Source organism: Bradyrhizobium sp. SZCCHNRI3052, assembly GCF_032484895.1.
Taxonomy (GTDB): Bacteria; Pseudomonadota; Alphaproteobacteria; order Rhizobiales; family Xanthobacteraceae; genus Bradyrhizobium.
Window position 1 is genome coordinate 187,418 of record NZ_JAUETW010000001.1, and the last position, 25,978, is coordinate 213,395.

22 protein-coding genes and 1 tRNA gene are annotated in these 25,978 nt (G+C 65.5%); 10 read left to right on the plus strand and 13 right to left on the minus strand.

Going from position 1 to position 25,978, the window contains the following annotated elements; genetic code table 11:
* Positions 1–55 precede the first annotated feature (55 nt).
* The gene (gene hpaD / locus QW887_RS00895; protein ID WP_316185900.1) at positions 56–973 is read left to right on the plus strand and encodes a 3,4-dihydroxyphenylacetate 2,3-dioxygenase; all 918 of its coding nucleotides are present in this window, start codon (positions 56–58) and stop codon (positions 971–973) included.
* A 168-nt stretch (positions 974–1,141) separates the two neighbouring features.
* Positions 1,142–1,660, plus strand: a complete 519-nt coding sequence (locus QW887_RS00900; protein WP_316185901.1) for a hypothetical protein — start codon at positions 1,142–1,144, stop codon at positions 1,658–1,660.
* Between the two features lie 72 nt (positions 1,661–1,732).
* Here the strand turns inward: QW887_RS00900 and QW887_RS00905 are convergent, their stop codons facing one another.
* The 4 genes from QW887_RS00905 to QW887_RS00920 form a co-directional block, all read right to left on the minus strand.
* A complete protein-coding gene (locus tag QW887_RS00905) occupies positions 1,733–1,891 on the minus strand; it encodes a hypothetical protein (RefSeq protein WP_316185902.1) in 159 nt (52 codons plus the stop codon).
* A gap of 231 nt (positions 1,892–2,122) precedes the next feature.
* Positions 2,123–4,351 carry a tetratricopeptide repeat protein gene (locus QW887_RS00910; protein WP_316185903.1) on the minus strand — a complete coding sequence of 743 codons (2,229 nt, stop codon included), beginning with the start codon at positions 4,349–4,351 and terminating at the stop codon, positions 2,123–2,125.
* A 229-nt stretch (positions 4,352–4,580) separates the two neighbouring features.
* A tRNA-Gln gene (locus tag QW887_RS00915) sits at positions 4,581–4,654 on the minus strand.
* Between the two features lie 181 nt (positions 4,655–4,835).
* Entirely contained in the window at positions 4,836–5,543 is a 708-nt protein-coding gene (locus tag QW887_RS00920; RefSeq protein ID WP_315714478.1) for a TetR/AcrR family transcriptional regulator, read from the minus strand.
* Between the two features lie 167 nt (positions 5,544–5,710).
* Here QW887_RS00920 and QW887_RS00925 point away from each other — a divergent pair, with 167 nt between their 5' ends.
* Entirely contained in the window at positions 5,711–7,990 is a 2,280-nt protein-coding gene (locus QW887_RS00925; protein ID WP_316185942.1) for an arylsulfatase, read from the plus strand.
* Positions 7,991–8,008: 18 nt separating this feature from the next.
* Here the strand turns inward: QW887_RS00925 and QW887_RS00930 are convergent, their stop codons facing one another.
* A complete protein-coding gene (locus tag QW887_RS00930; protein WP_316185943.1) occupies positions 8,009–11,149 on the minus strand; it encodes a multidrug efflux RND transporter permease subunit in 3,141 nt (1,046 codons plus the stop codon).
* On the minus strand, positions 11,146–12,327 hold the full coding sequence (locus tag QW887_RS00935; RefSeq protein ID WP_409977903.1) for an efflux RND transporter periplasmic adaptor subunit: 1,182 nt from the start codon (positions 12,325–12,327) through the stop codon (positions 11,146–11,148). The genes QW887_RS00930 and QW887_RS00935 overlap by 4 nt, the downstream gene beginning before the upstream one ends.
* Before the next feature lie 146 nt (positions 12,328–12,473).
* Here QW887_RS00935 and QW887_RS00940 point away from each other — a divergent pair, with 146 nt between their 5' ends.
* From QW887_RS00940 to QW887_RS00970, 7 genes are all read left to right on the plus strand, one after another.
* The gene (locus QW887_RS00940) at positions 12,474–12,935 is read left to right on the plus strand and encodes a MarR family transcriptional regulator (protein ID WP_315714472.1); all 462 of its coding nucleotides are present in this window, start codon (positions 12,474–12,476) and stop codon (positions 12,933–12,935) included.
* Positions 12,936–13,312: 377 nt separating this feature from the next.
* Positions 13,313–13,573: a hypothetical protein gene (locus QW887_RS00945; protein WP_315714471.1), complete on the plus strand. Its 261-nt coding sequence runs from the start codon at positions 13,313–13,315 to the stop codon at positions 13,571–13,573.
* Between the two features lie 259 nt (positions 13,574–13,832).
* Entirely contained in the window at positions 13,833–16,253 is a 2,421-nt protein-coding gene (locus tag QW887_RS00950; protein WP_316194061.1) for a TonB-dependent receptor, read from the plus strand.
* Positions 16,254–16,255: 2 nt separating this feature from the next.
* Positions 16,256–16,945 carry a Fe2+-dependent dioxygenase gene (locus QW887_RS00955; RefSeq protein ID WP_316194062.1) on the plus strand — a complete coding sequence of 230 codons (690 nt, stop codon included), beginning with the start codon at positions 16,256–16,258 and terminating at the stop codon, positions 16,943–16,945.
* Between the two features lie 11 nt (positions 16,946–16,956).
* Positions 16,957–17,901: a tonB-system energizer ExbB gene (gene exbB, locus QW887_RS00960; protein WP_316194063.1), complete on the plus strand. Its 945-nt coding sequence runs from the start codon at positions 16,957–16,959 to the stop codon at positions 17,899–17,901.
* Positions 17,902–17,907: 6 nt separating this feature from the next.
* On the plus strand, positions 17,908–18,375 hold the full coding sequence (exbD, locus tag QW887_RS00965; protein ID WP_315714467.1) for a TonB system transport protein ExbD: 468 nt from the start codon (positions 17,908–17,910) through the stop codon (positions 18,373–18,375).
* A 16-nt stretch (positions 18,376–18,391) separates the two neighbouring features.
* Positions 18,392–19,180, plus strand: coding sequence for a TonB family protein (locus tag QW887_RS00970; RefSeq protein WP_315714466.1), 789 nt, complete (start codon positions 18,392–18,394; stop codon positions 19,178–19,180).
* Between the two features lie 21 nt (positions 19,181–19,201).
* Here the strand turns inward: QW887_RS00970 and QW887_RS00975 are convergent, their stop codons facing one another.
* The 7 genes from QW887_RS00975 to QW887_RS01005 all read right to left on the minus strand — a co-directional run bounded on the left by QW887_RS00975 (position 19,202) and on the right by QW887_RS01005 (position 25,771).
* Complete coding sequence (locus tag QW887_RS00975) at positions 19,202–19,603, minus strand: hypothetical protein (protein ID WP_315714962.1); 402 nt, start codon at positions 19,601–19,603, stop codon at positions 19,202–19,204.
* 61 nt (positions 19,604–19,664) lie between these two features.
* Positions 19,665–20,345: a site-2 protease family protein gene (locus tag QW887_RS00980; RefSeq protein WP_315714465.1), complete on the minus strand. Its 681-nt coding sequence runs from the start codon at positions 20,343–20,345 to the stop codon at positions 19,665–19,667.
* A 55-nt stretch (positions 20,346–20,400) separates the two neighbouring features.
* A complete protein-coding gene (locus tag QW887_RS00985) occupies positions 20,401–20,790 on the minus strand; it encodes a GFA family protein (RefSeq protein WP_315714464.1) in 390 nt (129 codons plus the stop codon).
* 201 nt (positions 20,791–20,991) lie between these two features.
* Positions 20,992–21,738 (minus strand): SDR family NAD(P)-dependent oxidoreductase, encoded by a 747-nt coding sequence (locus QW887_RS00990; protein ID WP_315714463.1) that lies wholly within the window; start codon positions 21,736–21,738, stop codon positions 20,992–20,994.
* A gap of 115 nt (positions 21,739–21,853) precedes the next feature.
* Complete coding sequence (locus QW887_RS00995; RefSeq protein WP_315714462.1) at positions 21,854–22,588, minus strand: SDR family oxidoreductase; 735 nt, start codon at positions 22,586–22,588, stop codon at positions 21,854–21,856.
* A 141-nt stretch (positions 22,589–22,729) separates the two neighbouring features.
* Entirely contained in the window at positions 22,730–24,553 is a 1,824-nt protein-coding gene (locus tag QW887_RS01000) for an IlvD/Edd family dehydratase (protein ID WP_315714460.1), read from the minus strand.
* 138 nt (positions 24,554–24,691) lie between these two features.
* Positions 24,692–25,771 carry a LacI family DNA-binding transcriptional regulator gene (locus QW887_RS01005; protein WP_316194065.1) on the minus strand — a complete coding sequence of 360 codons (1,080 nt, stop codon included), beginning with the start codon at positions 25,769–25,771 and terminating at the stop codon, positions 24,692–24,694.
* Positions 25,772–25,978: the final 207 nt, after the last annotated feature.

Here is a 25,978-nt window from a genome sequence, read left to right on the forward strand (position 1 = left end):
CAAGCAAACGGTCGGCGATGCCGGCCGGGGGAACGACCGGAAGGGAGACGAGAGGATGGGCAAGCTCGCACTGGCGGCCAAGATCACGCACGTGCCGTCGATGTATCTCAGCGAGCTGGATGGTCCGGCCAAGGGCAAGCGACAGCCGGCGATCGACGGTCATATCGAGATCGGCCGGCGCTGCCGCGAGGCCGGCGTCGACACCATCGTCGTGTTCGACACCCATTGGCTGGTCAATGCCGGCTACCACATCAATTGCGCGCCGCATTTCGAGGGGCTCTACACCTCGAACGAGCTGCCGCACTTCATCGCCAACATGACCTATGAATACGACGGCAACCCGGAGCTGGGCCACATCCTCGCCGAGGGCGCCAACGCCCATGGCGTTGCCACCATGGCCCACGATGCGACGTCGCTGGCGCTGGAATACGGCACCTTGGTGCCGATGCGCTACATGAACCCCGACCGCCACTTCAAGGTCGTCTCCGTCTCGGCGCTGTGCACCTCGCATTATCTCGCCGACAGCGCCAAGCTCGGCTGGGCGTTCCGCCGCGCGGTCGAGGATCATTACGACGGCACGGTGGCCTTCTTCGCCTCGGGCTCGCTGAGCCATCGCTTTGCCCAGAACGGCACCGCCGACGAGTATCGCGACCGGATGTTCAGCCCGTTCCTGGAGCGGCTCGACCACGAGGTGATCCAGATGTGGGAGCACGGCGAGTGGCCGGATTTCTGCGACATGTTGCCGGAATATGCCAGCAAGGGACATGGCGAGGGCTTCATGCACGATACCGCCATGCTGCTGGGCGCGCTCGGCTGGAACCACTACGACCGCGGCGTCGAGGTGGTGACGCCGTTCTTCCCGTCATCGGGGACGGGCCAAATCAACGCGGTGTTTCCGGTGTCGCCGATGCCGCAGGCGCTGGACGACGTCGGCCGACCGCGCGCCGCCGCACTCGCGGGCGGTCGGCTGTAGCGCCTCTCACCAGACCTCCGCATGCCCGAGCATCTCGATGATGTCCTCGGGATAGACCTGATCGGCGGTTGCCGTGAGCTCGGCTGGTCGCCGCCATTTGCTCGATGTTGAACCGCGGCGTCGGCCGCGCGACCAATGCGGGACGGATCGGAGGCCGGTGACCGTTCAATGCTGACGAGAATTCTGCTGCTGACCGCAATGCTCATCGCGCCGGGCATTGCCACTGCGCAGGCGCCGCATCGCGAAGCCTGCAACGTCGAGGCCGACGTCACCGACCGCGATCCGAATGGTGCCAATGTCCGTGCCGAGCCTGGCGGCAGCATCGTCAAGGTCCTGAAAAATCCGACCAGCGATAGCTGGATCGTCGTGCATCTCGTCGCGCAGCAGGGCGACTGGTTCGAGATCGACCGGGCCATGCTGAACGACGTCGATCAGGGCAAGGAGACCGTGATCTTTCAGGGCAGGGGCTTCCTGCATCGGAGCATCGTCGGCGCCGGCGGCCTGCAGAACGGCGCGGCGATCTACCGCGATCACGCCACATCGAGCGCGAAGCTCGACCCGCATGCGAGCGGTGACCAGGCGGTCGAGCTGCTCGGCTGCTTCGGCGACTTCGCCAAGATCCGCGTCAAGAAGGGCATCGGCTGGACCCGGCAGCTCTGCACCAACATGGTGACGACCTGCTCGTGACAGCGTGCGCTCGCCGAGCTCCGTCGCGGGCAGCCCGTTGACCACGGCTGCGTTGCAGGTCGTCGCGCCTGCTCAGGCCGCGTGCTGCTGGTGCTGCGACAGCCGCTCGCGCTCGCGCCGGCACCCGGCCGCGAATTGGCGCAGCCGCTCGATCGTCAGCGCGTCGGTGATGCTCCGCTCGAGCCGCTCGGCCCGCTCGATCTGATCGTCGAGGTCCATCAGCTTGGTCATGTCCCGTCTCCCTGGCCAGACAATTTGAAGCAAATTGCATCGTTCCGGCCGGATGAGGATCGTGGTGAATGACGGGTTAATTCCGTGATCGGGCGCACGCTGGAAGGATCGTCCCGGCGAGCCGACGATGGATCGGCCGGACTGCGTCGTCGATGCACCGCAAGCGTCGGCATGGGTCGAACGGCGCACGGGCGCGACGCTGTGCCGGCCCGACGAGATCTGATTCGAGCGCTAGCCGGTCGTCGCTCGTGCGCAATAGTCACGCCAGAACGTCCGGTATCCCTGTTCCACATGCTGCGTGTAGAGCGCGCCGTTTCCGGCGGCTGAATTCAACACCCTGGCGGGCAGCTCGGCACGGAGCGCGGCAAGCTCGCCGGGCCGCGAGCAGAATTTCAGCGCTGTCGCGAGATAGCCTTCGTCGTCATCGGCGACCCACGCGTCGAGGCCGACTGCCTTGACGATCGCGCCGCCCGCCCGTGCCGAGGGGGTGCTGCCGAGCTTGGCGACGACAGGCACGCCCATCTGCAGCGCCTCCCACGTCGAGATGCCGCCATTTTGCGGGAACGGATCGAGTGCGATGTCGATATCGGCGAACATCGCAAGATGCTCCTCGCGCGACGTCTTTCCGACGCAACGGACGCGTTCCGCGGCGATGCCGTGGGCGACGAAGCGGGCGATCAAGCCGTCGCGCAGCAGGGGATCGTTCATCGCATGGTTCTTGACGACGATCATCGAGCCCGGCGTCGCAGCCATCAGCTTCGACCATAGAGCCAGAGTCGGCTCCGAAAACTTGTCGGCGCGATTGAACGAGCCGAAGGTGACGTGGCCGTTGCGAAGCATCGGCAGCGGCGACGGCGGAATTGGAGGCGGCGGTTCGATCGTGATCAGCGACGGCAGATCGTAGATCTTTTCGGCAAACAGATGCCGGACCGCGGCCGGAATCGTCACCGCATCGGCCAGCAGATAATCCATCACGGGCAATCCGGTGCCAGTGACGCTGCCGACGGCCGAGACCTGGATCGGGGCAGGCTTGCGCGCAAACAGCGTGAGCCGGTGGCCGGCTGAATGTCCCGAGAGGTCGACGAGGATGTCGATCTTGTCGGCCCGGATCTGCTCGGCGAGCTTGTCGTCGGTCAACTGCCAGGCCTCGACCCAGCGATCGACCAGCGAACGGCACAGCTCCGTCTTGGCGTCCCTCGTCGGTGAACACGAATAGCCGACGATTTCGAACCTGGCGCGATCGTGATGGCGAAGGATCGGCAGGAAGCCGAGCGCCGCCGAATGCTCGCGGAAATCGGACGACACGTAGCCGACGACAAGGCGCCGGTCCGGGTCCAGATTCCGCTCGCCGAGCGGCAGACGTGGCAACCGCGCGCCGATCGCCTCCCACCAGTGTCTCCGTTCTGCCTGGAGACGTTCGACCCCGACGTCGGGCAGGAAATCCAGCGCGAAGATCTTCTTGGTGATCGCGTCCTCGTAGTCCGGGTTGATCGCGAGCGCGCGGTCGTAATCCGCAATCGCCGTGGCGATGTCGCCTTGCATCGCGGAGCAGACCCCGAGCAGGGTCCAGGCGCTCTCCTGCTTCGGGTTCTGCGCCAGCATCTTGTCGATGAGCGAGGTCGCCAGGGCGATGTTGCCGCGCACGAGCGAAACCGTGGCCTTGCCGCGCAGGGCGTCTTCCAGCAGCGGTTCGAGGGCCAATGCCGCGTCAAAATCGGCTTCCGCCTCGTCGAACTTGCCCTGCTCCTGATAGGCTCGCCCGCGCTGGGCGAGGGCAGGGGCCGCAGTCGGATTGATCGCCAGCGCCGACGTCAGCGCGGCCACTGCAGTATCGAAGTTCCGCAGGTTCATGCTGACCAGGCCCTTGCCGAACAGGGCCGTCAGCAGCCGCGGCTGCAGCGCGAGCGCGCGATCGAAGCTCTGACCGGCGTCTTCGTACCGGCCCGTGAGCAGCAGCGCCATCCCGCGATTGGCGTGGGCGTCGGCATAGCCGGGCTTCAGCGCGATGGCGCGGTCGTGCGCTGATATCGCCTCGTCGAAACGCGACAGGCTCATCAGCGCATTGCCGAGATTGGTGAGCGCAGTCGGGAAGTTCGGCTGGAGTCCGATGGCGCGTTCGTAACGGGTGCGAGCCTCGTCGTAGCGGCCGAGCCGGAACAGCGACAGGCCGAGATCGGACTGGGCTTCGGCCGAGCGCGGGTCGACCTCGATCGCGCGTGCCAGGACGAGCACGGCTTGGTCGAAACGGCCGCAGTCCCGTTCGGAGACGCCGAGCAGATGCAGGGCGCCGAAATGCTGCGGCAGGTCCTGCAGGATCTGCTGGCACAGGGCCTGAGCCTCCGGATGCCGGCCTTCGCGGTAGGCCTTGACCGCCGCCGGCAACAGCACGTCCGCCTGTCTCTTGGCCCGCTTTTGCAGCCTTGCGTTCTGGAAGGCACGGGAGCCGACGCTGCTTTGCAAGTGTTTCCTCCACAGAACCGGTCCATTGCTCGCAATGGTTGTTCCGTTCTCGCCGATTCGCAATGAGCAGACGTTAACGCGCGGGACGCGTGCCGAAGGGGTGGCGGACGCCGCAGCGTGTCCGCGCCTTGAGGATGGATCTCGTGCCCGAGGCAAAAACGACCCCGATGCTTCTCAGATCACGAGGATGAGGCTGTCGTGCTTCAGGCCGTCGCGGCAGTGATCAAGCTGGCTGGGGAACCTGGATTCGAACCAAGACAAACAGAGTCAGAGTCTGTTGTGCTACCGTTACACCATTCCCCACCGGAATGCCCTGCAGTTTCAAGCAATTGCCGCACTGTCTGGCACCGTTTTGCGCGCCGGCCGGCAAAGCAGGGCGGCGACGACGGGTCCTTCTACCCGCATGTCTCAGGCTTTGGCAAGCCGCTGGATGACGGATTTCCAACGTGCTCTGCCGCCCCGCCGCGCCACGGGCCGGCAGGGTCTAGCGTTTGCCTCTCGCGGCCTGCGGCTTTCGCGGCGCGCCGTCCGGGCCGGCGCGCAGCAGCAGGACCAGGCAGGCGCCGAGCCGTTCCGCGATCTCGTCATCGTCGATCGACAGCGGGCCGGGATCGTTGAGGACGGCGTTCACCAGGGTGCCGAGCACGACCTGGACGCCGAACGCGACCGTCTTTCGCGCCTCCGCTGTTCGCGACCGCGTGCGCGAGGCCGGGCCGGCGCGCCGGCCCGCAGGCAGCAGGAGCAGCGCCGCACGCTCCGACAGTGCCTGTGCCAGCTCCTTGAAGCCGCTCCAGTGGTTCGGTCCGGGCTCGCTGCGCACGAGCGCTGCGCGTAGCACGCCCTTGTGACGGCGCATCCACAGCACGGTGCCGCGCACCAGCAGGTGGCATTGCGGGTCGCCCGCGCGGACGGGATCGGGCGGCGGGAGTCTCAAGAGCTGTTTCCGCCCGTCCGCCAAAGTGAGCGCGAGCAGGGCGTTGAAGTAGGCCTCCTTGCTGTCGAACCGGCTGTAGAAGGCGCCGACCGTTGCCCCGATATGCGCACAGAGGTCGCTGATCGACAGCTCCGCGAGGCTGCGCGTGCGCAGCAGCTCCTCGCCGGCCATCAGCAGGGCAAGCGTCGTCTCGCGGCTGCGCTGCTGCCGCGACGGGGTCACGCCGGGCAGGTGGTCCGGCGCGATCCGCTGCGGCATGTCGCTGGCTCCATCTGGAATAATAATGATAACTATGATTATGATCCGAGGCAAGCCTGGCCGTGCCACCCAGCCCCGGGGCGTCGCGGATCCCAGAGCAATCACAACGATAAACTCGTACGGGCTGCGAGGCGCAGCCGGGACGCGAGCGAGAGGGAGGACGAGGCATGAGCGAGCCCGCATTCGGCGGTACGATCGGCAGGACCATCGCAGGCTCCAGACCCTGGTGGCCGGCGCCGCAGCAGCCGCCGAAGGGCGCGCCCAACATCCTGGTGGTGCTGTTCGACGATGTCGGCTTCTCCGATTTCGGCTGCTACGGCTCGCGGATCCGCACCCCCGCGATCGACGGGCTGGCCGCGCAGGGCCTGCGCTATTCGGGCTTCCACACCACAGCGATGTGCTCGACCACACGGGCGGCACTCCTGACCGGTCGCAACCATCATTCAGTCGGCGTCGGCTGCCTTGCCAATTTCGACTCGGGCTATCCCGGCTATCGCGGCAAGATCGCGCGCGAGGCGGGGACGCTGGCCGAGATGCTGCGCGCCCATGCCTATCGCAACTACATGGTCGGCAAATGGCACGTCACGCCCTTGACCGAGAGCGGCGCGACCGGGCCGTTCGACGGCTGGCCGCTGGGGCGCGGCTTCGACCGCTTCTATGGCTTCCTCGACGCCGAGACCGATCAATATGCGCCGGAGCTCGTGCTCGACAACACCCATGTCAGCCCGCCCGGCAGCTACGCCGACGGCTATCACCTGACTGCCGACCTGGTCGATCAGGCGATCCGCTTCATCGCCGACCACACGGCCGACCGGCCCGAGCTGCCATGGTTGACCTGGCTCGCGCTCGGCGCCTGCCACGCGCCGCATCAGGCGCCGCACGACATCATCGAGAGCTACGACGCGGTCTTCGCCCATGGCTGGGACGCCGAGCGCGCGCAGCGGCTGGCGCGGCAGAAGGCGATGGGGCTGGTGCCGGAGAGCACGGACCTGCCGCCGCGCAATGATGGCGTGAAGCCCTGGGAGGCCCATTCCGAGGATGAGCGGCGCGTCTTCACCCGGCTGCAATCGGCCTTCGCCGGTATGCTCGATCATGCCGACCTGCATCTGGCCCGGCTGCTCGCTTTTCTCGACAAGGCCGGCCAGCGCGACAATACGCTCGTGATCGTCATGTCCGACAATGGCGCCAGCCAGGAGGGCGGGCCGCTCGGCTTCGTCAACGCGATGGGACCGTTCAACTTCAAACCGGAGCCGATCGCCGAGAAGCTCGCGCGGATCGACGACATCGGCGGGCCGGATACGCACTCGAACTTCCCGCATGGCTGGGCGATGGCGTCGAACACGCCGCTGCGCCGCTACAAGCAGAACACCCATGGCGGCGGCATCCGCGATCCCTTCATCGTCTCCTGGCCGCAGCGCATCGCGGCGCGCGGCGAAATCCGCCACCAGTTCGTCCATGCCTGCGACCTCGTGCCGACCCTGCTCGACCTGATCGGCATCGATGCGCCGGCCATGATCGCGGGTGTGCCGCAGATGCCGCTCGAGGGCGTGAGCTTCGCCGCCTCGATCACCGATCCGGCGGCACCGTCGAAGCAGGTCGCGCAATATTTCGAGATGTTCGGCCATCGTGGCCTCTGGCACGACGGCTGGAAGGCGGTGGCCTTTCACCCGTCGGGCACGCCGTTCGACAACGATAGATGGGAGCTGTTTCATCTCACGCAGGATTTCTCCGAGACGCATGATCTCGCCGCCGCCGAGCCGGAGCGGCTCGCGGCACTGGTGAAGCTGTGGTGGGAGCAGGCGGAGGCGCACCAGGTGCTGCCGCTCGACGATCGCTTCGGCCCGCGCTTTGCCGAGAACGCGGCGCGTTTCCACGGCGCGCGCACGCGCTTTACGTTCCACGCCGGCATGGGCCATGTGCCGACCGACGTCGCGCCCGACGTGCGCAGCCGCGACTATCTGATCGAGGCCCATGTCGAGATCGATGCAGAGGGCGCATCCGGCGTGCTCATCGCCCATGGCGATGCGACGTCGGGCTACAGCCTCTACGTCAAGGACGGTCATCTCGTGCACGATCTCAACATCGGCGGCCGGCACGAGATCATCAGCTCGACCCGCCCGGTGCCGGCGGGATCGCATCGCCTGGGTGTCCGCGTCGAACGTCTCAGGCGGCAGACCGAGCCGGCCAAGGCCGCGCGCACCGGCATGAGCCGGTACACGTTGCTGATCGACGGCGAGGAGGCCGGCGCGCTGACGACGCAGCTCGCCTTCCACACGCTGATCTCCTGGTCGGGGCTCGACATCGGCCATGACCGCGGCAGCCCGGTGTCGGACTATGCGGCGCCGTTTGCGTTCACCGGACGGCTCTCGCACGTGACCGTGACGATGCAGGACGAACAGAATCTGGACGGCGAGGGCGTGGCCACCGCCGAGATGGCGCGGCAGTAGGCGGCGACAAGCGGCGGACTATTCCGCCGCTTCCTTGACCGGAGCTGCGGCCGCGGTCTCGGGCTCGTGGTCGATATGCGTGCGGCCCCAGCGCGCGAAGGCGTTGTTGACCTTGTCGAGATAGAGATAGACGACCGGCGTGGTGAACAGCGTCAGCATCTGGCTGACGATCAGGCCGCCGACCATCGCATAGCCGAGCGGCTGGCGGATCTCCGAGCCGGTGCCGTTGCCGAGCATCAGGGGCACGCCGCCGAGCAGGGCTGCCATCGTCGTCATCATGATCGGACGGAAGCGCAGCAGGGCGGCCTGGCGGATCGACTGCTCGGGCGGCAGATGCTGGTCACGTTCGGCGGCGATGGCGAAGTCGACCATCATGATGCCGTTCTTCTTCACGATGCCGATCAGCAGGATGACGCCGATCAGCGCAATCAGGCTGAAATCGTAGCCGAACGCCATCAGGATCGCGAGCGCGCCGACGCCGGCCGAGGGCAGCGTCGAGAGAATCGTGATCGGGTGAATGTAGCTCTCGTAGAGGATGCCGAGGATCAGATAGACCACGACGAGGGCGGCGAGGATCAAGAGCGGCACGGTCGACAGCGACTGCTGGAACGCCTGCGCAGTGCCCTGAAAGCTCGAGTTCAAGGTTGCCGGCGCGCCGAGCTCGACCATCGCGCGCTGCACCGCATCGGTGGCCTGGCCGAGCGCAACGCCCTGGGCGAGGTTGAAGCTGATCGTGATCGACGGAAACTGACCCTGGTGGCTGATCGACAGCGGCCGCACCGGCACGTTGGTCCAACTGGCGAAGGTCGAGAGCGGCACCTGGTCGCCGGTGGTCGGCGATTTCACGTAGAGCTTGTTGAGCGTGTCGATGTTGCCCTGCAGCTCAGGCAGGATCTCCAGGATCACGCGGTAGGAGTTGAGCTGGGTGAAGTACTGCGCGACCTGGCGCTGGCCGAACGCGTCATACAGCGTGTCGTCGATCAGCTGGGGCGAGATGCCGTACCGCGAGGCGGTGTCGCGGTTGATCGTGAGCTGCACGGTGGTGCCGTCGGCCTGCTGGTCGGTGGCGACGTCGCGCAGCTGCGGCAGCGAGCGCATCTTCTCCAGGATCTTCGGCGCCCACTCGTTGAGCTCGGCGAGATTGGAGTCCTGCAGCGTGAACTCGAACTGGGTTCGGGACGGCCGGCCGCCGAGGCGGACGTCCTGCGCGGCCTGCATGTAGAGCCGGGCTCCCTCGACCTTCTCGAGCTGCGGCCTCAGGCGTGCGATGATCTGCTGCGCCGATGCATCACGCTCGTCACGCGGCTTCAAAGTGATGAACAGATTGCCGGTATTGCCGGCGCGGCCGGAACCGCCGATCGCCATTGCGACGCTGGCTACGCCCGGATCATCCTGCACGATCTTGGCCAGCGCCTCCTGGCGCGACTGCATCGCCTTGAAGGAGATGTCCTGCGACGCCTCCGACGCGGCGGTGATCAGGCCGTTGTCCTGCTGCGGGAAGAAACCCTTGGGGATCAGCACGAACAGGTAGATCGACAGGCCGAGCGAGGCGAAGAACACCATCAGCGTGGCGAAGCGCCAGCGCAGTGCGATGTCCAATCCCTTCTCGTAGGCCCTGAGCAGCGCCTCGAAGCCGCGCTCGCTCCATTGGTAGAATTTGCCATGAGCCTGGTGGCCGCCGCGCAGGAAACGCGAGGCCATCATCGGCGTCAACGTCAGCGAGACGAACATCGAGACGAAGATCGTCATCGCCAGCACGACCGCGAATTCGCGGAACAGGCGCCCGATGATGCCGCCCATCAGCAGGAGCGGGATCAGCACGGCGACCAGCGAGATCGAGATCGAGACAATGGTGAAGCCGATCTCCTTGGCCCCCTTGTAGGCGGCAGCCATCGGGGACTCGCCTTCCTCGACATAGCGAGAGATGTTCTCGAGCATGACGATGGCGTCGTCGACGACGAAGCCGACCGCGATCGTCAGCGCCATCAGCGAGAGGTTGTCCAGTGAATAGCCGACCCCCCACATCATCGCGCAGGCGCCGAGCAGCGCGAGCGGCACGGTGATCGTCGGGATCACCGTGGCCCAGAAGCTGCGCAGGAAGATGAAGATGACCATGACCACGAGAAGGATGGTCAGGAGCAGCGTGAACTGGACGTCCTCGACCGCGGCACGGATGGTCGTCGTGCGATCCGACATCAGCTCGACCTTGATGGCCGGCGGGATCGCCGCGACCAGGCGCGGCAGCGTCGCCTTGATCTTGTCGACGGTTTCGATGACGTTGGCGCCAGGCTGCTTGAAGACCACCAGGAACACGCCGCGCTTGCCGTTGGCCCAGGCGGCCTGCTTGGCATCCTCCGGCCCGGTCACCGCCCGGCCAATGTCACGGACGCGCAACGGACCGCCATTGCGGTAGGCGATGATGACGTCGTTCCAGTCCTTCGACTCGGTGAGCTGGTCATTGGCGTAGATGGTGTAGGCCCGACGCTCGCCGTCGATGTTGCCCTTCGGGCTGTCGACCGTGGTGATCGCGATCTGGCTGCGCACGTCCTCCATCGAGAGGCCCTTGGCGACCAGCTTGGCCGGGTCGATCTGGATACGGATCGACGGCTTCTGCTGGCCGCCGATGATCACCTGGGCAACACCCGAGATCTGGCTGATCTGCTGCGCGAGCTGCGCATCGACGGAGTCGGAGACCGTCGTCAGCGGCAGCGTCTCGGACGTGGCGGACAAGATCAGGATCGGCGCGTCCGCCGGGTTGACCTTGCGGTAGGTCGGCGGCGACGGCAGGGTCTTGGGCAACTGGCCCGAGGCAGCGTTGATGGCGCCCTGGACGTCGTTGGCGGCGCCGTCGATGTTGCGGTTCAGGTCGAACTGGATCGTGACCGATGCGGTGCCCAGGTAACTGGTCGATGTCATCTGGGCGATGCCGGGGATCTGTGCGAATTGCCGCTCCAGCGGCTGGGCGACCGAGGTCGCCATGGTCTCAGGGCTGGCGCCCGGCAGATTGGCGGTCACCTGGATGGTCGGGAAGTCGACCTGCGGCAGCGGTGCGACCGGCAGCAGGGGGTAGGCGACCAGGCCGATGAACAGGATACCTGCCATCAGCAGCGAGGTGCCGATGGGGTATTTGATGAAGGGTGCCGAGATGCCGCCGTTCATTCCTGCCGGACCTTAGCTGGCGCCGGCTCCGAGCTGGCCACCGCGGTGGTCACGACCGAGCCTGGCTGAACTTTGAATTGACCGCCGGTGATCACCTGCTGGCCGGGGGTCAACCCCTCTTCGACGACGGTACGGCCATCGAGCGAAACGCCGACCTTCACCTTGCGCAGCTCGGCCTTGCTGTCCGGGCTCACCGTGTAGGAATACAGCCCGTTGGTCGAATGCTGGACGGCGTCGTCGGGAACCACCGTGGCATCCTTCAGCGTCCGCACCAGCAGCCGCGTCGAGACCGACTGTCCGGGCCACAGCACGTGGTCCTTGTTGTCGAACACCGCCTTCAGCCGGATCGTTCCACTCGACGTGTCGACCTGGTTGTTCACGACCATCAGCTTGCCCTCGGCGAGCTGCTTCCTGCCGTCGGTGGTGAACGCGATCACCTTCAAGGGAGCGGTCTTCTGCGCCTCGTTGATGTAGGGCAACTGCTCCTCCGGCGCGGTGAAGATCACCGCGATCGGCTCGATCTGCGCGATCGAGACCATGCCGGTCTGGCTCGAGGCGTTGACGATATTGCCGATGTCGACCTGGCGGAGGCCGGCGACCCCGGAGATCGGCGCCTTGACCTGGGTGTAGCTGAGCTGGGTCTGGGCATTGGCGATCGCGGCGTCGTCGGCGGCGATCTGTGCCGTGAGCTGTGCGACGGTGGCGCGCTGGGTGTCCTGCTGCTGCCGGGTCGCGAACTCGCCGAGCTTGGTGGTGCGCTGCAAATCGAGATTGGCGTTGTTGAGATTGGCCTCGTCCTGCGCCCGCTTGGCCTTGGCCTGGTCGAGCGCGGCCTGGAACGGCCTCGGGTCGATCTCGACCAGCAGGTCGCCCTCTTTCACAAGCTGGCCTTCGGTGAAGGCGATCTTGTCGATCTGGCCGTCGACGCGGGTGCGGACCTGGACGGTGTTGAAGCCTTGCACGGTCCCCAGGCCGGTGAGGAAGACCGGGAAGTCCGTCTTCTCGACCGGCACGGTCGAGACCCGAACCGCCTGCGGTCGGGCCGATGTCTGCTCAGCGGTCTTTTTCGCTGCCTCGGCGCCCTGATGACGCTGCCAGCCGTAATAGCCGGCGCCGCCGAGAGCCGCGACGAGCAGGATCCAACCGAGGGTTCGTGATGTCTTCATGCTGGCCCACATGCTGAGACGAACAGGATAACCGGTCTTTAAAACCATTCCCAGCATGCCAGATATAGTACGCACGCAATTAATGTGTAAACACACGAGCGCGTGGACAAACCTAAACAATCGGCAAGCTTCGGGGAATCGCAAGGGAGTTCACAGCCATGTCGCTGGATATGAGACGTCAGCTCGTTGCGCAGCTTGTCGAAAGCTCGCGCATCCTGCGCAACTATATTGATCATCGTGCCAAACAGCGCGGCACGACCCGCGCCCAATGGGTGGTGCTGTTTCGGCTGCGCGCGCATGAGGGGATGTCACAGGTCGATCTCGCAGAAGTGCTGGAACTGCAGCCGATTTCACTGGTGCGTCTGCTCGACAGGCTGGTCGAGCAGGGGCTGCTGGAGCGCCGACACGATCCGAGGGATCGCCGCGCGAACCGTCTCCATCTCACCGCCGCGGGACGAGAGCTCGTCGATGATCTCGACGAGCTGCGCGATGCGATCGCCGGCGACGTTCTGCACGACATTCCGGACGAGGCCGTCGCCACCAGCCTGTCCACGCTCAGGGACCTGAAGGATCGGATCAAGATGCTGTCCGGTCCGAAAGCCGAGGTGGCGCTCAAATAGCCGAGCCGCGCCGCAGACCGTTCTGACCCCATCTTGAGTTGCGTCATATAGTAAAACATCTTGAGTGCGAAGAATGGCGGGGAAGCTTGCCGTTGCCGCGGCGTGGCCTGCGCGAGAGCAGGGCGGTCTGCGGCGATCCTCTGCCGCCATCGTCGGCTGGCGCGCCGCGCCGGACCATTCGCCGGCCGCGCGGGTCTCTCGTGCGAATGCCGCACTCCGACCTATTCTCGCCGTCTTGTCGCGCCCGATGGGAGCTGATTAGAAGCCGATGGGTCCCGCCGCCGTCATGGCGCCGTCGGGCCGCGGCAGGATTCAACCGGAGCGAGGCTGTGTCGCCGACGATGCGCCGTGCGACGATAGCGAATGGGGAGCTCACGATGGAAGAACTGAATGGAAAGATGCTCGCGTGCCAGATCCTGGTCACCGGCCTGATCGCGCGCGTCGCCAACGAGCAGCGCGATCCGTTGCGTTTCCTGACCGATTTTCGCGATGAGATCAGGGCCGTCGTCAAGGGCGTGCGGATCGCGGGGATCGATGATTCCGATCGCGTGCGCCAGATCGCGGTGCAGACCGTGGACGAGCTGTTCTCGCTGATGAAGCCGCCGAGCAGCGACGCGCCGGCTGGCTCGTCGAACTGACCTGCGCCGGGGTTACGCCCGACGCGGTGCTGATTCGACGGCAGCGCGAGTCAAATCGCGCTGTTTAGAACGATTTCAAGTTCCGCATGTTGTTAGTTGAGCGTTTTTAGAATTGTTTTGATCTGGAACTATTCAAGGCCAAATTAGGGCTCCTCAAATTGACCCCCTGAAACGCGCCCGATACCAACGACACATCGTCGCACTGCGAATGATCCGCGTAAGCGATGTGGAATGAAGATCTGGGGCGCGTGAAAATAAAATGGGACAGGTGATAGCACCGCGTTCGCTGCGTGGGGTCGCAGCGATGAGGTTCAATGACGGACGCGGAGAGGGGCCCTCCGTCACCAAGGTGTCGGCGGTGGCCGGGCTGATGGCGGTGGCATCGATGTCGTCGGCCGAGGCGCAACCGGCGTCCGACCTGCCGCCCGTCAACGTCGATGCGCCGATCGCGCGGGCCAAGCCGACGTCCTCCAAGCCGACCGCCGAGCAGGTCCGCGCGCGCAATGCCCTGCGCCGCGCGGCGGCCCGTCAGCAGTCGGCGCAGCAGGCCGCGGTGGCGTTCCCGAACGCAGGCGGACTGTCCGCGCCGGACGCCAACCCCTACGCGGACGCAGCCGAGCCCTACAAGGTCAACCGCGTGCAGGCGTCGGGCAAGTTTCCCGAGCCGCTCCTGAACACGCCGAAGACGATCACCGTGATGAGCAAGGAAGTGCTGGCCGACAAGCACGTCACCGCGCTCAAGGAGATCGGCCGTTCGACCGCCGGCGTCACGCTCGGCTCGGGCGAGGGCGGCAATGCGTTCGGCGACCGCTTCTTCATTCGCGGTTTCGATGCCCGCAACGACGTCTTCATCGACGGCATCCGCGATCCCGCGGTGTCGATCCGCGAGAACTTCTTCACCGAGCAGATCGAGATCCTGCGCGGTCCGGCCTCGTCCTATGCCGGCCGCGGCACCGCCGGCGGTGCCATCAACATCGTCACCAAGCAGGCTGGCGATACGAACTTCAAGCGGATGGATACCGAGTTCGGCACCGACCAGCAGAAGCGCGTCACGCTCGACGTGAACCAGGTGATCTCGCCGACCTTCTCGGTGCGCACCGGCGGCCTGTTCCAGGACTCCAATGTGGCGGGGCGCAACTTCGTCACCGATGACCGCTGGGGCGCCTTCCTCTCGACCAAGTGGACGCCGATCGACGATCTCAAGATCACGACGAACTATGTCCATACCGATCTGTCGGGTTATCCGGATTTCGGCGTGCCCTACTACAAGCAGGGCAACGTCCCCGTGACCTCGGCAGGCATTCCGCGCGGCACTTGGTATGGCTTCCTCAATCGCGACTTCCAGACCGCGCGGCAGGATTTCGGCACTGCCGCAGCCGAGTACAAGGTCAACGAGGCGATCACCCTCAGCAGCAAGTTCCGCGGCGAGCACTCGCTTCTCAACTATATCGGCACGCTGCCGCAAGGCCCCAACACGACCAGCCCGAATCCGCTGCTCTGGACCACGACGGCGAGCGCACAGAGCCGCTACCAGACGGTGGACGTGTGGGCCAACCAGAACGATGCGACGTTCAAGCTCGATACCGGCGGCGTCAAGCACACCGCGGTGCTCGGCACCGAGTTCTCGAACGAGAACATCTCGATCGATCGCTACACCGGACTCTCGTCCGAATTGTTCGGCGGCGGCTCGACCAGCTCGGGCGCGGTTACCGGCGTCAACGTGTACTCGCCGCAATACACCTACATCCCATTCAGCAATACGCCGTCGCTGATCGGCAACCCGACGCGCTACGGCGTCAACACCAACAGCGTCTACGTCATGGACACGGCCAACTGGCAGGACACGGTCATCCTGAACGGTGGGGTGCGCTATGACGGCTACAACATGAGCTCGTCGACCAATTCGCCGAAATACCTCAAGATGAACGCCGACCTGGTCAACTACAATGTCGGCCTGGTCTACAAGCCGATGCCGATCGGCAGCATCTACGCGGCCTATGCGACCTCGGCCAATCCGTTCGGCTCCGAACTCGACGCCACCGGCACCGATTACGGCGGCGTGCCCGCCAACACCGCGGTCCTGCTCGGACCCGAGCGCAACAAGGCGGCCGAGCTCGGCACCAAATGGGAGCTGGTCGACCGCCATCTGCTGGTCTCGGCCGCGCTGTTCCAGACCACCAAGGACAATGCCCGCGAGACCGTCGGCGGCCTGCTCACCTCGGGCGCGGCCTACCGCATCCAGGGCATCGACATCGAGGCGGAAGGCAAGCTCACCGATCGCTGGAGCATCTTCGGCGGCCTGGTGCTGATGCAGTCGAAGGTCACGCAGAGCGGCGTCGCCTCCAACATCGGCCTGCAGCTCGCCAACATCGCGCATCAGTCGTTCAGCATGCTGTCGAAGTACAAGCTCGACAATGGCTGGGAGATCGGCGGGCAGGCGGTCTACCGCTCCAAGGTCTATGGCGGCACCTTCGCGGCCAACACCGGCAACGAGCTGCCGAGCTACTGGCGCTTCGACGCCTTCGTCGAGAAGAAGCTCGACGCGAACTGGACCACGAAGCTCTATGCCCAGAACCTGACCAACAAGCTGTACTACGACACGCTGTATCGGAGCGCGGTGCCGTTCGTCGCCGTGGCCCCGGGGCGCGCCTTCTACATCGTCACCACTGCAAAGTTCTGATCATGCTGATCTGCATCCCGGACGTTCTGTCCAAAGACGAGGTCGCCGACTTCCGCCGCATCATGGATGCGGCGGAGTGGGAGGACGGCCGCTCGACGGCCGGGGCGCAGTCGGCCATGGTCAAGCGCAATGAGCAGTTGCCGCCCGACGGCGAGGCGGCGCGGGTGCTGGGCCAGCGCATCATCACGGCACTGACGAAGAATCCGCGCTTCCTGTCGGCGGCGATCCCGCTGCAGATCTTTCCGCCTTTGTTCAACCGCTACACCGCCTCGCGCGGCGACCATTTCGGCATCCATGTCGACAATGCCGTGCGCGGCGATCCGCTGACCGGCCTGCGCATCCGCACCGATCTGTCGATGACCTTGTTCCTGGCCGAGCCCGACAGCTATGACGGTGGCGAGCTTGTGATCGAGGACACCTACGGCTCGCACGAAGTCAAGTTGCCCGCGGGGCACGCGGTGCTGTATCCGTCATCGAGCCTTCACATGGTCACGCCGGTCACGCGCGGCGCCCGGGTCGCCTCTTTTTTCTGGATGCAGAGCATGATACGGGATGCCCACGTCCGGAGCATGATCTTCGATCTGGACGCGGCGATCCAGAGCTTGGCGGACCGCCTCGGGAGGGACGATCCCGATGCTGTCAAGCTGACCGGCATCTATCACAATCTGATCCGGCAATGGGCCGAGGTCTAATGGGCCGAGATATGATGACATCGTTCCTCGTTAGGTTTGCAATCGTCCTGTCATGTCTGTCTGTTGCTGCGGGGCTACCTGCACATGCGCAGCAGGAGCCGGCCAGGTCCGCCCCGGCGGTCTCGACCGATCTGTCGGCGCCGGCGCCGGCGCCGGGCACAGCCCTGACGATGGCCCCTCCCGCGTCGGGACAGGTCGCCCCAACGGCTGCCGCCCCGGTGGGCATCGAGACCGGCACCCGCAATGGCAAGTCGGTGACCACCGGGCTGGACGAGCTGTCACCGTTCGGCATGTTTCTCAAGGCCGACATCGTCGTCAAAGCGGTCATGATCATGCTGGCGCTGGCCTCCATCGCAAGCTGGACGATCCTGATCGCCAAGAGCCTCGAATTCTCCGTCCTGCGCCGCCGGCTGGTCGGCGCGCTGCGCAAGCTGACCGGGGCGAAGTCGCTGGCCGAGGCCCATCTTGCGCTTGGTCAAGGCAAGACCGTCGCGGCATTGCTGCTGCAGGCTGCGATATCAGAGGCACGGCTGTCGGCCGGGCTCGGCAGTGACGAGGGCATCAAGGAGCGCGCAGCCTCGAGCTTCACCGAGATCGTTCGCGCCGAAGCGCGCAGGGTCCGCACCGGCATGGGCCTGCTCGCCACCGTCGGCGCGATCTCGCCCTTCGTCGGACTGTTCGGTACCGTCTGGGGCATCATGAACAGCTTCATCGGCATTTCCAGATCGCAGACCACCAACCTCGCGGTGGTCGCGCCGGGCATCGCGGAAGCGCTGCTGGCGACCGCGATCGGTCTGGCCGCGGCGATTCCGGCCGTGATCATCTACAATCACTTCTCGCGGGTCACGAAGGGCTATCTCGAGCTCGTCAACCGCGCCTCCGGCACCACCGGACGATTGCTGTCGCGCGATCTCGATCGCAGCCATACCGGCCTTCACGTCCGGGCGGCGGAGTAGCCGAGGATGGCCGTCTCGCTCTCCGAAGGCGATCTCGACGACGATTTCGACGAGACCCACGACATCAACGTGACGCCTTTCATCGACGTCATCCTGGTGCTGCTGATCATCTTCATGGTGGCCGCGCCGCTCTCGACCGTCGACCTGCCGATCGACCTGCCGTCCTCGAGCGCCACGCCGCAGAAGAAGCCGGACAAGCCGACCTATGTCTCGATCAAGCCGGACCTGTCGCTGGCGATCGGGGAAAATCTGGTCAAGCGCGTCGATCTCGTGCGCGAGCTCGATGCCATGACCGATCAGCCGAAGGACCGGCCGATCTTCCTGCGCGCTGACAAGCTGGTGCCCTATGGCGAGCTGATGGGCGTCCTGGAACTGCTGCGCGCCGGCGGTTACACCAAGATCAAGCTGGTGGCGCTGGAAGCGCCGCCTGCCGCGGCCGTGCAGGTGCCGCCGGCCCAGCCCGCGCAGCCGTGAGGAGCGCCGGCTTGTGATGAGCGACCTCGACATCGGGCACTCCCCCTCGCGCCGTCTCTGGTTTCTGGCGATCATGGGCGCGCTGATCCTGCATGTCGGCGGGGCCGCGCTGGCGCTGACGCATCTGAACGACGACGAGGACGCCGGCGGCCTCGGCGCGGCGGGCGCCGAGGTCATCGACATCGATATGGGCTCGCCGAAGGTCGAGGACGACGAGGTTCCGGTCGGACAGGACTCGGTAGCGCAGACCGCCGCTCCGCAGATGCAGGAGCAGAAGGCCGAGGTCGAGCAGACCGATCTGCAGAAGGATGTGCCGACCACGACCGAGGAGGCCGACCGCGAGGTCACGACCTCTGACGTGAAGAAGCCGACCGAGGAGCAGAAGGTCGCGACGGTCCAGACACAGGCGTCGGAGGCGCAGGAAGCCTCCGAAGACAGCGCGCGCAAGGCCCTGGACGAGAAGGTTCCTGAAGCCGAGAAGACCAAAGCGCCGAATGCCGGTATCGGCAAGGACGTGCAAAGGCTGACGGCCAATTGGGGCCGCAAGATCAGCGCCTATTTCGAACTGCACAAGAAGTATCCATCCGGAAAGAAGGCCGCTGCCCAGCTCAAGCTGGCGCTCGTGCTCAATCGGCTCGGCCGTGTCGTCTCGGTGGACGTCAAGGAAACGTCCGGCGATCCGGAGTTCGATCAGGCCGCCCTCAGCATGGTCCGCCGTTCGGATCCCGTGCCAAAGCCTCCCGCGGGCCTCACCGACGACGAGTTCTCCTTCATCCTGCCGGTCAAGTTCAACCCGCCGAAATGAGCGGGTGGGGTTCGGCTGACCTCACTGCCAATACAGCCTGACTCCGACGTAGACCACGCAGAGCGCGGCGAAGATCAGCGCAACCGGCAGCTTGCGCGGAGCGGTCGTCCCGCTTTGCGCCGCCTTCTTCGGCGGCAGCTTGCGGAAGGCGGTGACATTGCCGGTCACCGGCTCGGCGGCGACCGGCTTGACCTCGGGCGGGGCGCCGCCGCCGCCCATCTCGGCATAATAGGCCTTGTACATCTCGCGGATGGTGGCCTCGGTCGCCTCGTCCTCCGGCATGTCGCCGAGGCGGGCCTTGTAGCTTGCCAGGAAGTCCTGCGCCGCCGGCGGCAGGCCGGAGGCGCCGTTCAGCTTGGCGATCATCTTCCAGGTCGCGAAATCGGCACGGGCGCGGGTGTCGGCGCGGCGTGCGATCATCATGTCAGCGGCTTTGACCAAGAGTGCCTCGGGGCTCGTTCGTTACCATCCCTGACGGGTAGATCTAGACATTACCCGTCAATAGCAGAAGCAGCTGCTTCAGAGAATCGGTCGTGGCGCGGAGCAGCCCCGACACGAGATCAAGATTGAGACCAAATTGGGAACCCGCCAGCGGCAGGAGGATCAGACATCCGATCAGAATCAGCATGCCATACGGCTCGAGCCGGGCAAGCGGCCGCGCCAGCGCCGCCGGCAGCACGCCCACCGCGACCCGGCCGCCATCGAGCGGCGGTATCGGGAGCATGTTGAACACGGCGAGCAGGATGTTGAACGAGAAAATATTCCACAGATTGCTGGCCACCCACCGCGCCGCCTCCGGTGGAACCAGCGGCAGGGCGTGGAACGCCAGTCCGGCCGCCAGCGCCAGCGCGATGTTGGTGGCCGGTCCGGCCAGCGCCACCATCACCATGCCGGCGCGCAGCGGCTTCAGATTGCGAAAATCGACCGGCACCGGCTTGGCGTAGCCGAACAGGAACGGCGAGCCGGACAGCAGCAGCATGCCCGGCAGCAGGACGGTGCCGAACGGATCGATGTGCTTGAGCGGGTTGAAGCTGACGCGACCGAGTCGCAACGCGGTGTCGTCGCCGAACCGCCAGGCGACGAAGGCGTGAGCAGCCTCATGAAAGGTGATGGCGATGATGATCGGCAGGATCCAGACGGAGATGCCGTAGAGCGAGATGTTCAAGGATCGGGGTTCCGGACGCGTTACCGCCTTACATAGGCACGATGGTTCCCCGATGCTACGCGGGATTCTCCGGAAATTGCGGCAGGCCGTCGCTGAGCTGCACCCAATCCATCTTTTCCGAGACCCAGATGTGCTCGGTCGGGGCAAAGGCGTTGCGGTCGTCGAAGCAGGCCAGGGCCACGCCGACAACCGGGCGCGTCCTGCGCCATGAGAACAGCCTGACGCCGCAGCGCGGGCAGAACATGCGATCGAGCGCGTCGGAGGAGGGGAAGCGCGCGGTTTCGCCGGTGATCGTCAGCGCGTCGTGCGCGAACAGCGCGCGGGCGAAGAACGGCGCGCCCGTCGCCCGCTGGCAGTTGCGGCAGTGGCAGACGCGTACGTTGATCGGCTCGCCGGTGCATTGGAAGCGCACCGCGCCGCAGAAGCAGCCGCCGTGGTGGGTCATGGTGGGACCTCCAACTGGTCATGATCTCTCGCGATCGTCAGCAGTACCGGAACGGTTCTGCCTATCGCCGTCATTGCGAGCGCAGCGGCGCCGCGGAGCAATCCAGGGCCGCGCGAGGAGCTCTGGAGTGCTTCGTCGGCTTTCGCCTCCTCGCAATGACGATTTCTCGGTGAGGACGGGCTCTATCGATCGGCACGCCGACTAATAAGTTGCGCGGCCACCGGAAATGTCGAATACGGCGCCGGTCGAGAACGAGCACTCTTCAGAGGCGAGCCACGACACCAGCGCGGCGAGCTCTTCCACCAGCACGAAGCGGCCTTTCGGGATCTTCGACAGCATGAAGTTGATGTGCGCTTCCGTCATCTGGTCGAAGATGGCAGTCTTCGCCGCGGCGGGCGTCACCGCATTGACCGTGATGTTGTGCTGCGCCAGCTCCTTGCCGAGCGACTTTGTCAGCGCGATCAGGCCGGCTTTGGACGCGGAGTAGTGCGCAGCGTTCGGGTTGCCCTCCTTGCCGGCGATCGAGGCGATGTTGACGATGCGGCCATAGCCCTGCTTCAGCATCACCGGCACGATCGCCTTGGCGCAGATGAAGGGACCGTCGAGATTGATGCGCAGCACCTTGCGCCACTCCTCGAGATCGGTCTCCCACACCGTCTTGTTGATGCCGGCGATGCCGGCATTGTTGACCAGGATGTCGATGCTGCCGAACGCGGCCAGCGTCGCGTCACGGGCGCCTTCGACCGCTTTGGTGTCGGTGACGTCGACCTGCAGCGCCAGCACCTCCGGACCGATCGCCTGCGCGGTCTTCTCCGCCAGCGCGATGTCGTGATCCCAGATCGCAACCTTCGCGCCCGACGACTTGAAGCGCTCGGTGATGGCGCGGCCAAAACCTTGCGCGCCGCCGGTGACCACGGCGCAGCGGTTGGTAAGGTCGATGTGGTTCATGATGTTTCCCCGGTCGATCTTTGTTGTCGTCATTCCGGAGCGCGCGCAGCGCGAACCCGGAATCTCGAGATTCCGGGTTCAGCCCTGCGGGCTGCCCCGGAATGACGGAGCAGAACTACAGCGTCCAGCCGCCGTCGATGGTATGCGCGACGCCGGTCGTGAACGCGCTCTCGTCGCTGGCAAGATAGACCGCGAGATGGGCGATCTCCTCCGCCGTGCCGAGCCGGCCCATCGGCTGGCGCGAGATGAACATCTCCAGCCCGTTCGGGCCGGCCGAGGCCGCGCGTCCCAGCATCGAGGGCGTTTCGATCGTGCCCGGGCAGATGCAGTTGCAGCGGATCTTCTTGCCGACGAAATCGGCTGCGACCGAGCGCGTCAGCGCCGCCACGGCTGCCTTGGTCGCACCGTAGACGTAGCGGTTCGGTGCCGCCTTGAACACGCCCGCGGCGGAGGCGATGTTGACGATGGCGCCGCCGCCCTGATCGAGCATCTTCGGCAGGAAGGCGCGGATCGTGCGATGCATCGACTTGACGTTCAGATCGAACGAGAAATCCCAGTCGTCGTCGGAGCAGTCGAGGATTGTGCCGTTATGCACGAAGCCGGCGGCATTGAGCAGGATCTCGACCTTGCCGACCCGCTCGGCCATCGCGTTCACGGCCGCGGTGTTGCGCACGTCGAGCGTCGCGACCTCGGCAATGCCTTCGCTCTTCAGCGTGTTCAGGCCGTTCTCATCGATGTCGGTGGCGAATACGGTGGCGCCTTGACGCGCGAAGGCAATGGCACAGGCGCGGCCGATGCCGGCAGCGGCGGCAGTGACGAAGGCGCGCTTGCCCTTGAGACGGTCGGACATGGAGTCTCCCTTGGGAATTGACTTCTTAGTTATCGTCATTCCGGGACATCGCGAAGCGATGGGCCCGGAATCCATAACCACGATCGGGAGTATGGATTCCGGGCTCGCGCTTCGCGCGCCCCGGAATGACGGCAGTTGGGTCTAGTGATTATGCCTTGCCACACCCACGGTGCCGGCGATGTTGTGATAGCGCGTGGCAAGCTCCATGCAGGCGCCGGTGGCCTGCTGGCCGACGGTGTTGCGATAGAGCTCCTGCCATGGCGTCTGGTTGGCGGGGTGCGGGAAGCCGCCCTTGGCCTTCAGCTCGGCGCGCCGCTTCGCAAGCTCCTCGTCCGAGATCAGGATATTGGCCGAGCCCTTGTTGAGGTCGATGCGCACGCGATCGCCGGTCTTGAGGATTGCGAGCCCGCCATCGGCGGCGGCCTCCGGCGACGCATTGAGAATCGACGGTGAGCCCGAGGTGCCGGACTGCCGGCCGTCGCCAATGCAGGGCAGGGACAGGATGCCGCGCTTGATCAGCGCCGCCGGCGGCTGCATGTTCACGACCTCGGCGCCGCCGGGATAGCCGATCGGACCGGCGCCGCGGATGAACAGCACGCAGTGCTCGTCGATCGCAAGCTGCTCATCATCGATGCGGTCGTGATAGTCCTCAGGCCCCTCGAACACGATGGCGCGGCCCTCGAAGGCGTTCGGGTCCTTCGGATTGCTGAGATAGCGGTCGCGGAACTCCTTGGAGATCACGCTGGTCTTCATGATCGCGGAATCGAACAGGTTGCCGCGCAGCACCAGGAAGCCGGCATCCTTCACCAGCGGCTTGTCGTAGGACCAGATCACGTCGCCGTCGGGCTTCGCTGCCTCGCGGCAATTCTCACCCATGCTGCGGCCGTTGACGGTGATGACGTCCTCGTGGATGCGCTTGTGCCGCATCAACTCGCCGATCACGGCCGGCACGCCGCCGGCGCGATGGAATTCCTCGCCGAGATAGAAGCCGGCCGGCTGCATGTTGACGAGCAGCGGCACGTCGTGGCCGACCTTCTGCCAGTCGTCGATGTCGAGCTCGACGCCGACATGGCGCGCCAGCGCGTTGATATGGATCGGCGCGTTGGTCGAGCCGCCGATCGCGGAGTTGGCGACGATGCAGTTCTCGAACGCCTTGCGTGTCAGGATGTCGGATGGCTTCAGGTCTTCCCACACCATGTCGACGATGCGCGTTCCGGTCTCGTAGGCGATCTGGCCGCGCTCGCGATAGGGCGCGGGGATCGCGGCGCAGCCGGGCAGGGACATGCCGAGCGCCTCGGCCAGCGCATTCATCGTCGATGCCGTGCCCATGGTGTTGCAATGGCCAACCGACGGCGCCGAGGAGGCGACGATCTCCATGAACTCCTCATAGCCGATCTCGCCGGCGGCGAGCCGCTCGCGCGACTTCCACACCACGGTGCCGGAGCCGGTGCGCTGACCCTCGTGCCAGCCGTTCAGCATCGGGCCGCCCGACAGCACGATGGCGGGGATGTTCACGGTCGCCGCGGCCATCAGGCAGGCCGGCGTCGTCTTGTCGCAGCCGGTCGTCAGCACCACGCCGTCGAGCGGATAGCCGAACAGGATTTCGACCAGGCCGAGATAAGCGAGGTTGCGGTCGAGCGCGGCCGTCGGGCGCTTGCCGGTCTCCTGGATCGGATGGGTCGGAAATTCCATCGCGATGCCGCCGGCGGCGCGGATGCCCTCGCGGACGCGGTGCGCCAGCTCGATGTGGTGGCGGTTGCAGGGCGAGAGATCGTTGCCGGTCTGGGCAATGCCGATGATCGGCTTGCCCGACTGCAGCTCAGCCCGGGTCAGGCCGTAATTCAGATAACGCTCGAGATAGAGCGCGGTCATGCCCGGATTGTGCGGATCGTTGAACCACGCCTGCGAGCGCAGCTTGCGGCTTTTGTCAGCGCCGTTGCCGGCATGCCCGTTCGAGTTCGTCATGTGTTTTCTCCCGCAGTGCAAACGTGGCGAGGCCGGTCCGTCGTCTGCGCGCCATCGGCCCGCTGTCGAAGATCGCCTACGTCTTTCGTTCAAGTCGTCGTTGGTTCGAGTGGTTCTAGTTCATGGCTTTTGGTTGCGCTACCATTTTGTTCCGGAAGCGCGCCCCGACGCGGGCTGCGGACTTGCGGCGGCGCGCTGCAAGGTCGAGCTCTGCCGTTCGATCACCTCGAAGCCGAGATCGACGACGCGCTGCGCCACGGGACGGCCTTCGACGGCGTCCATGATCATCGTCGCCGCACGCCGACCCATCTCGTAGCGATTGGTACGCACGCTGGTGAGCGTCGGAACCGCCGCGGCCATGAATTCCATGTCGTTGAAGCCGACGATCGCGATCTGCTCGGGCACCGCAATGTGCCGGCGCTGGCATTCGAACAGCACGCCGAGCGCGAGATCGTCGTTGGCGCAGAACACGGCGTCGAGATCCGGCGCCTTCATCAGCAGATCGGAGAACAGGCTGCCGCCCATTGTGGTCGAGGTCGGAACAGGCGCCGTGACGATGAGACGCGGGTCGAACAAGCCGGCCTCCTTCATCGCGTTCTGATAGCCCTGCAGCCTGCGCTGCACCCTTGGGTCCATGCGGGCGCCGATGAAGCCGATGCGGCGGCAGCCCTGCGCGAGAAGGTGTGAAATGGCTGCAAAACAGGCATCGACGTGCGAAAATCCGATCATCATGTCGATCGGGTCGGCGCCGAGCTCCATGATCTGCACGACGGGACAGTCCGCTGCCTGGATGATCGACCGGCTCTCCGCCGTCTGGTCGAGACCGGTCACGATCAGGCCGGCCGGCTTCTGCATCAGGAACAACCGCAGCAGGCGCTCCTCCTGCAACACGCTGTAGCGGGTGTTGGCGAGCTGGATGCTGTAGCGGCTGCCTTCGAACGCATCATAGATGCCCCGCAGCACGTCGGAGAACACGTTGTTGGTGAGGGAGGGTATCAGCACGCCGATCACTTCGGTGCGCTGCGATGCGAGAGCGCGCGCGGCGAGGTTCGGCACATAGCCGAGCTCCTTGGCGGCACTCTCGATCCTCGTGCGGCGGCCGGCCGAGACCGTGTCGGGATTACGGAAGAAGCGTGACACCGTGATCGGGCTGACGCCCGCCAGTGCCGCAACTTCGGTCAGCCGGACTTTGCCCGGCTCGATGCGTTTCCGTCCCATGCCTCGCTCATAGCATAGGCGGTCTGGTACACAAGCGATATTGACAGCGCTATCACGCGGTTGCTAAGCGAGGCATTGCGGAAGCGAACTGAACTGCGGACAATGTCGGCCGCACTGGCCCTGTTTCGGAGCCGGTCGGAACGACCAGAGCCAACAAGACCATCAAAAACAAGACTGCACGACCAGGACTACAAAACGACAAGCGGC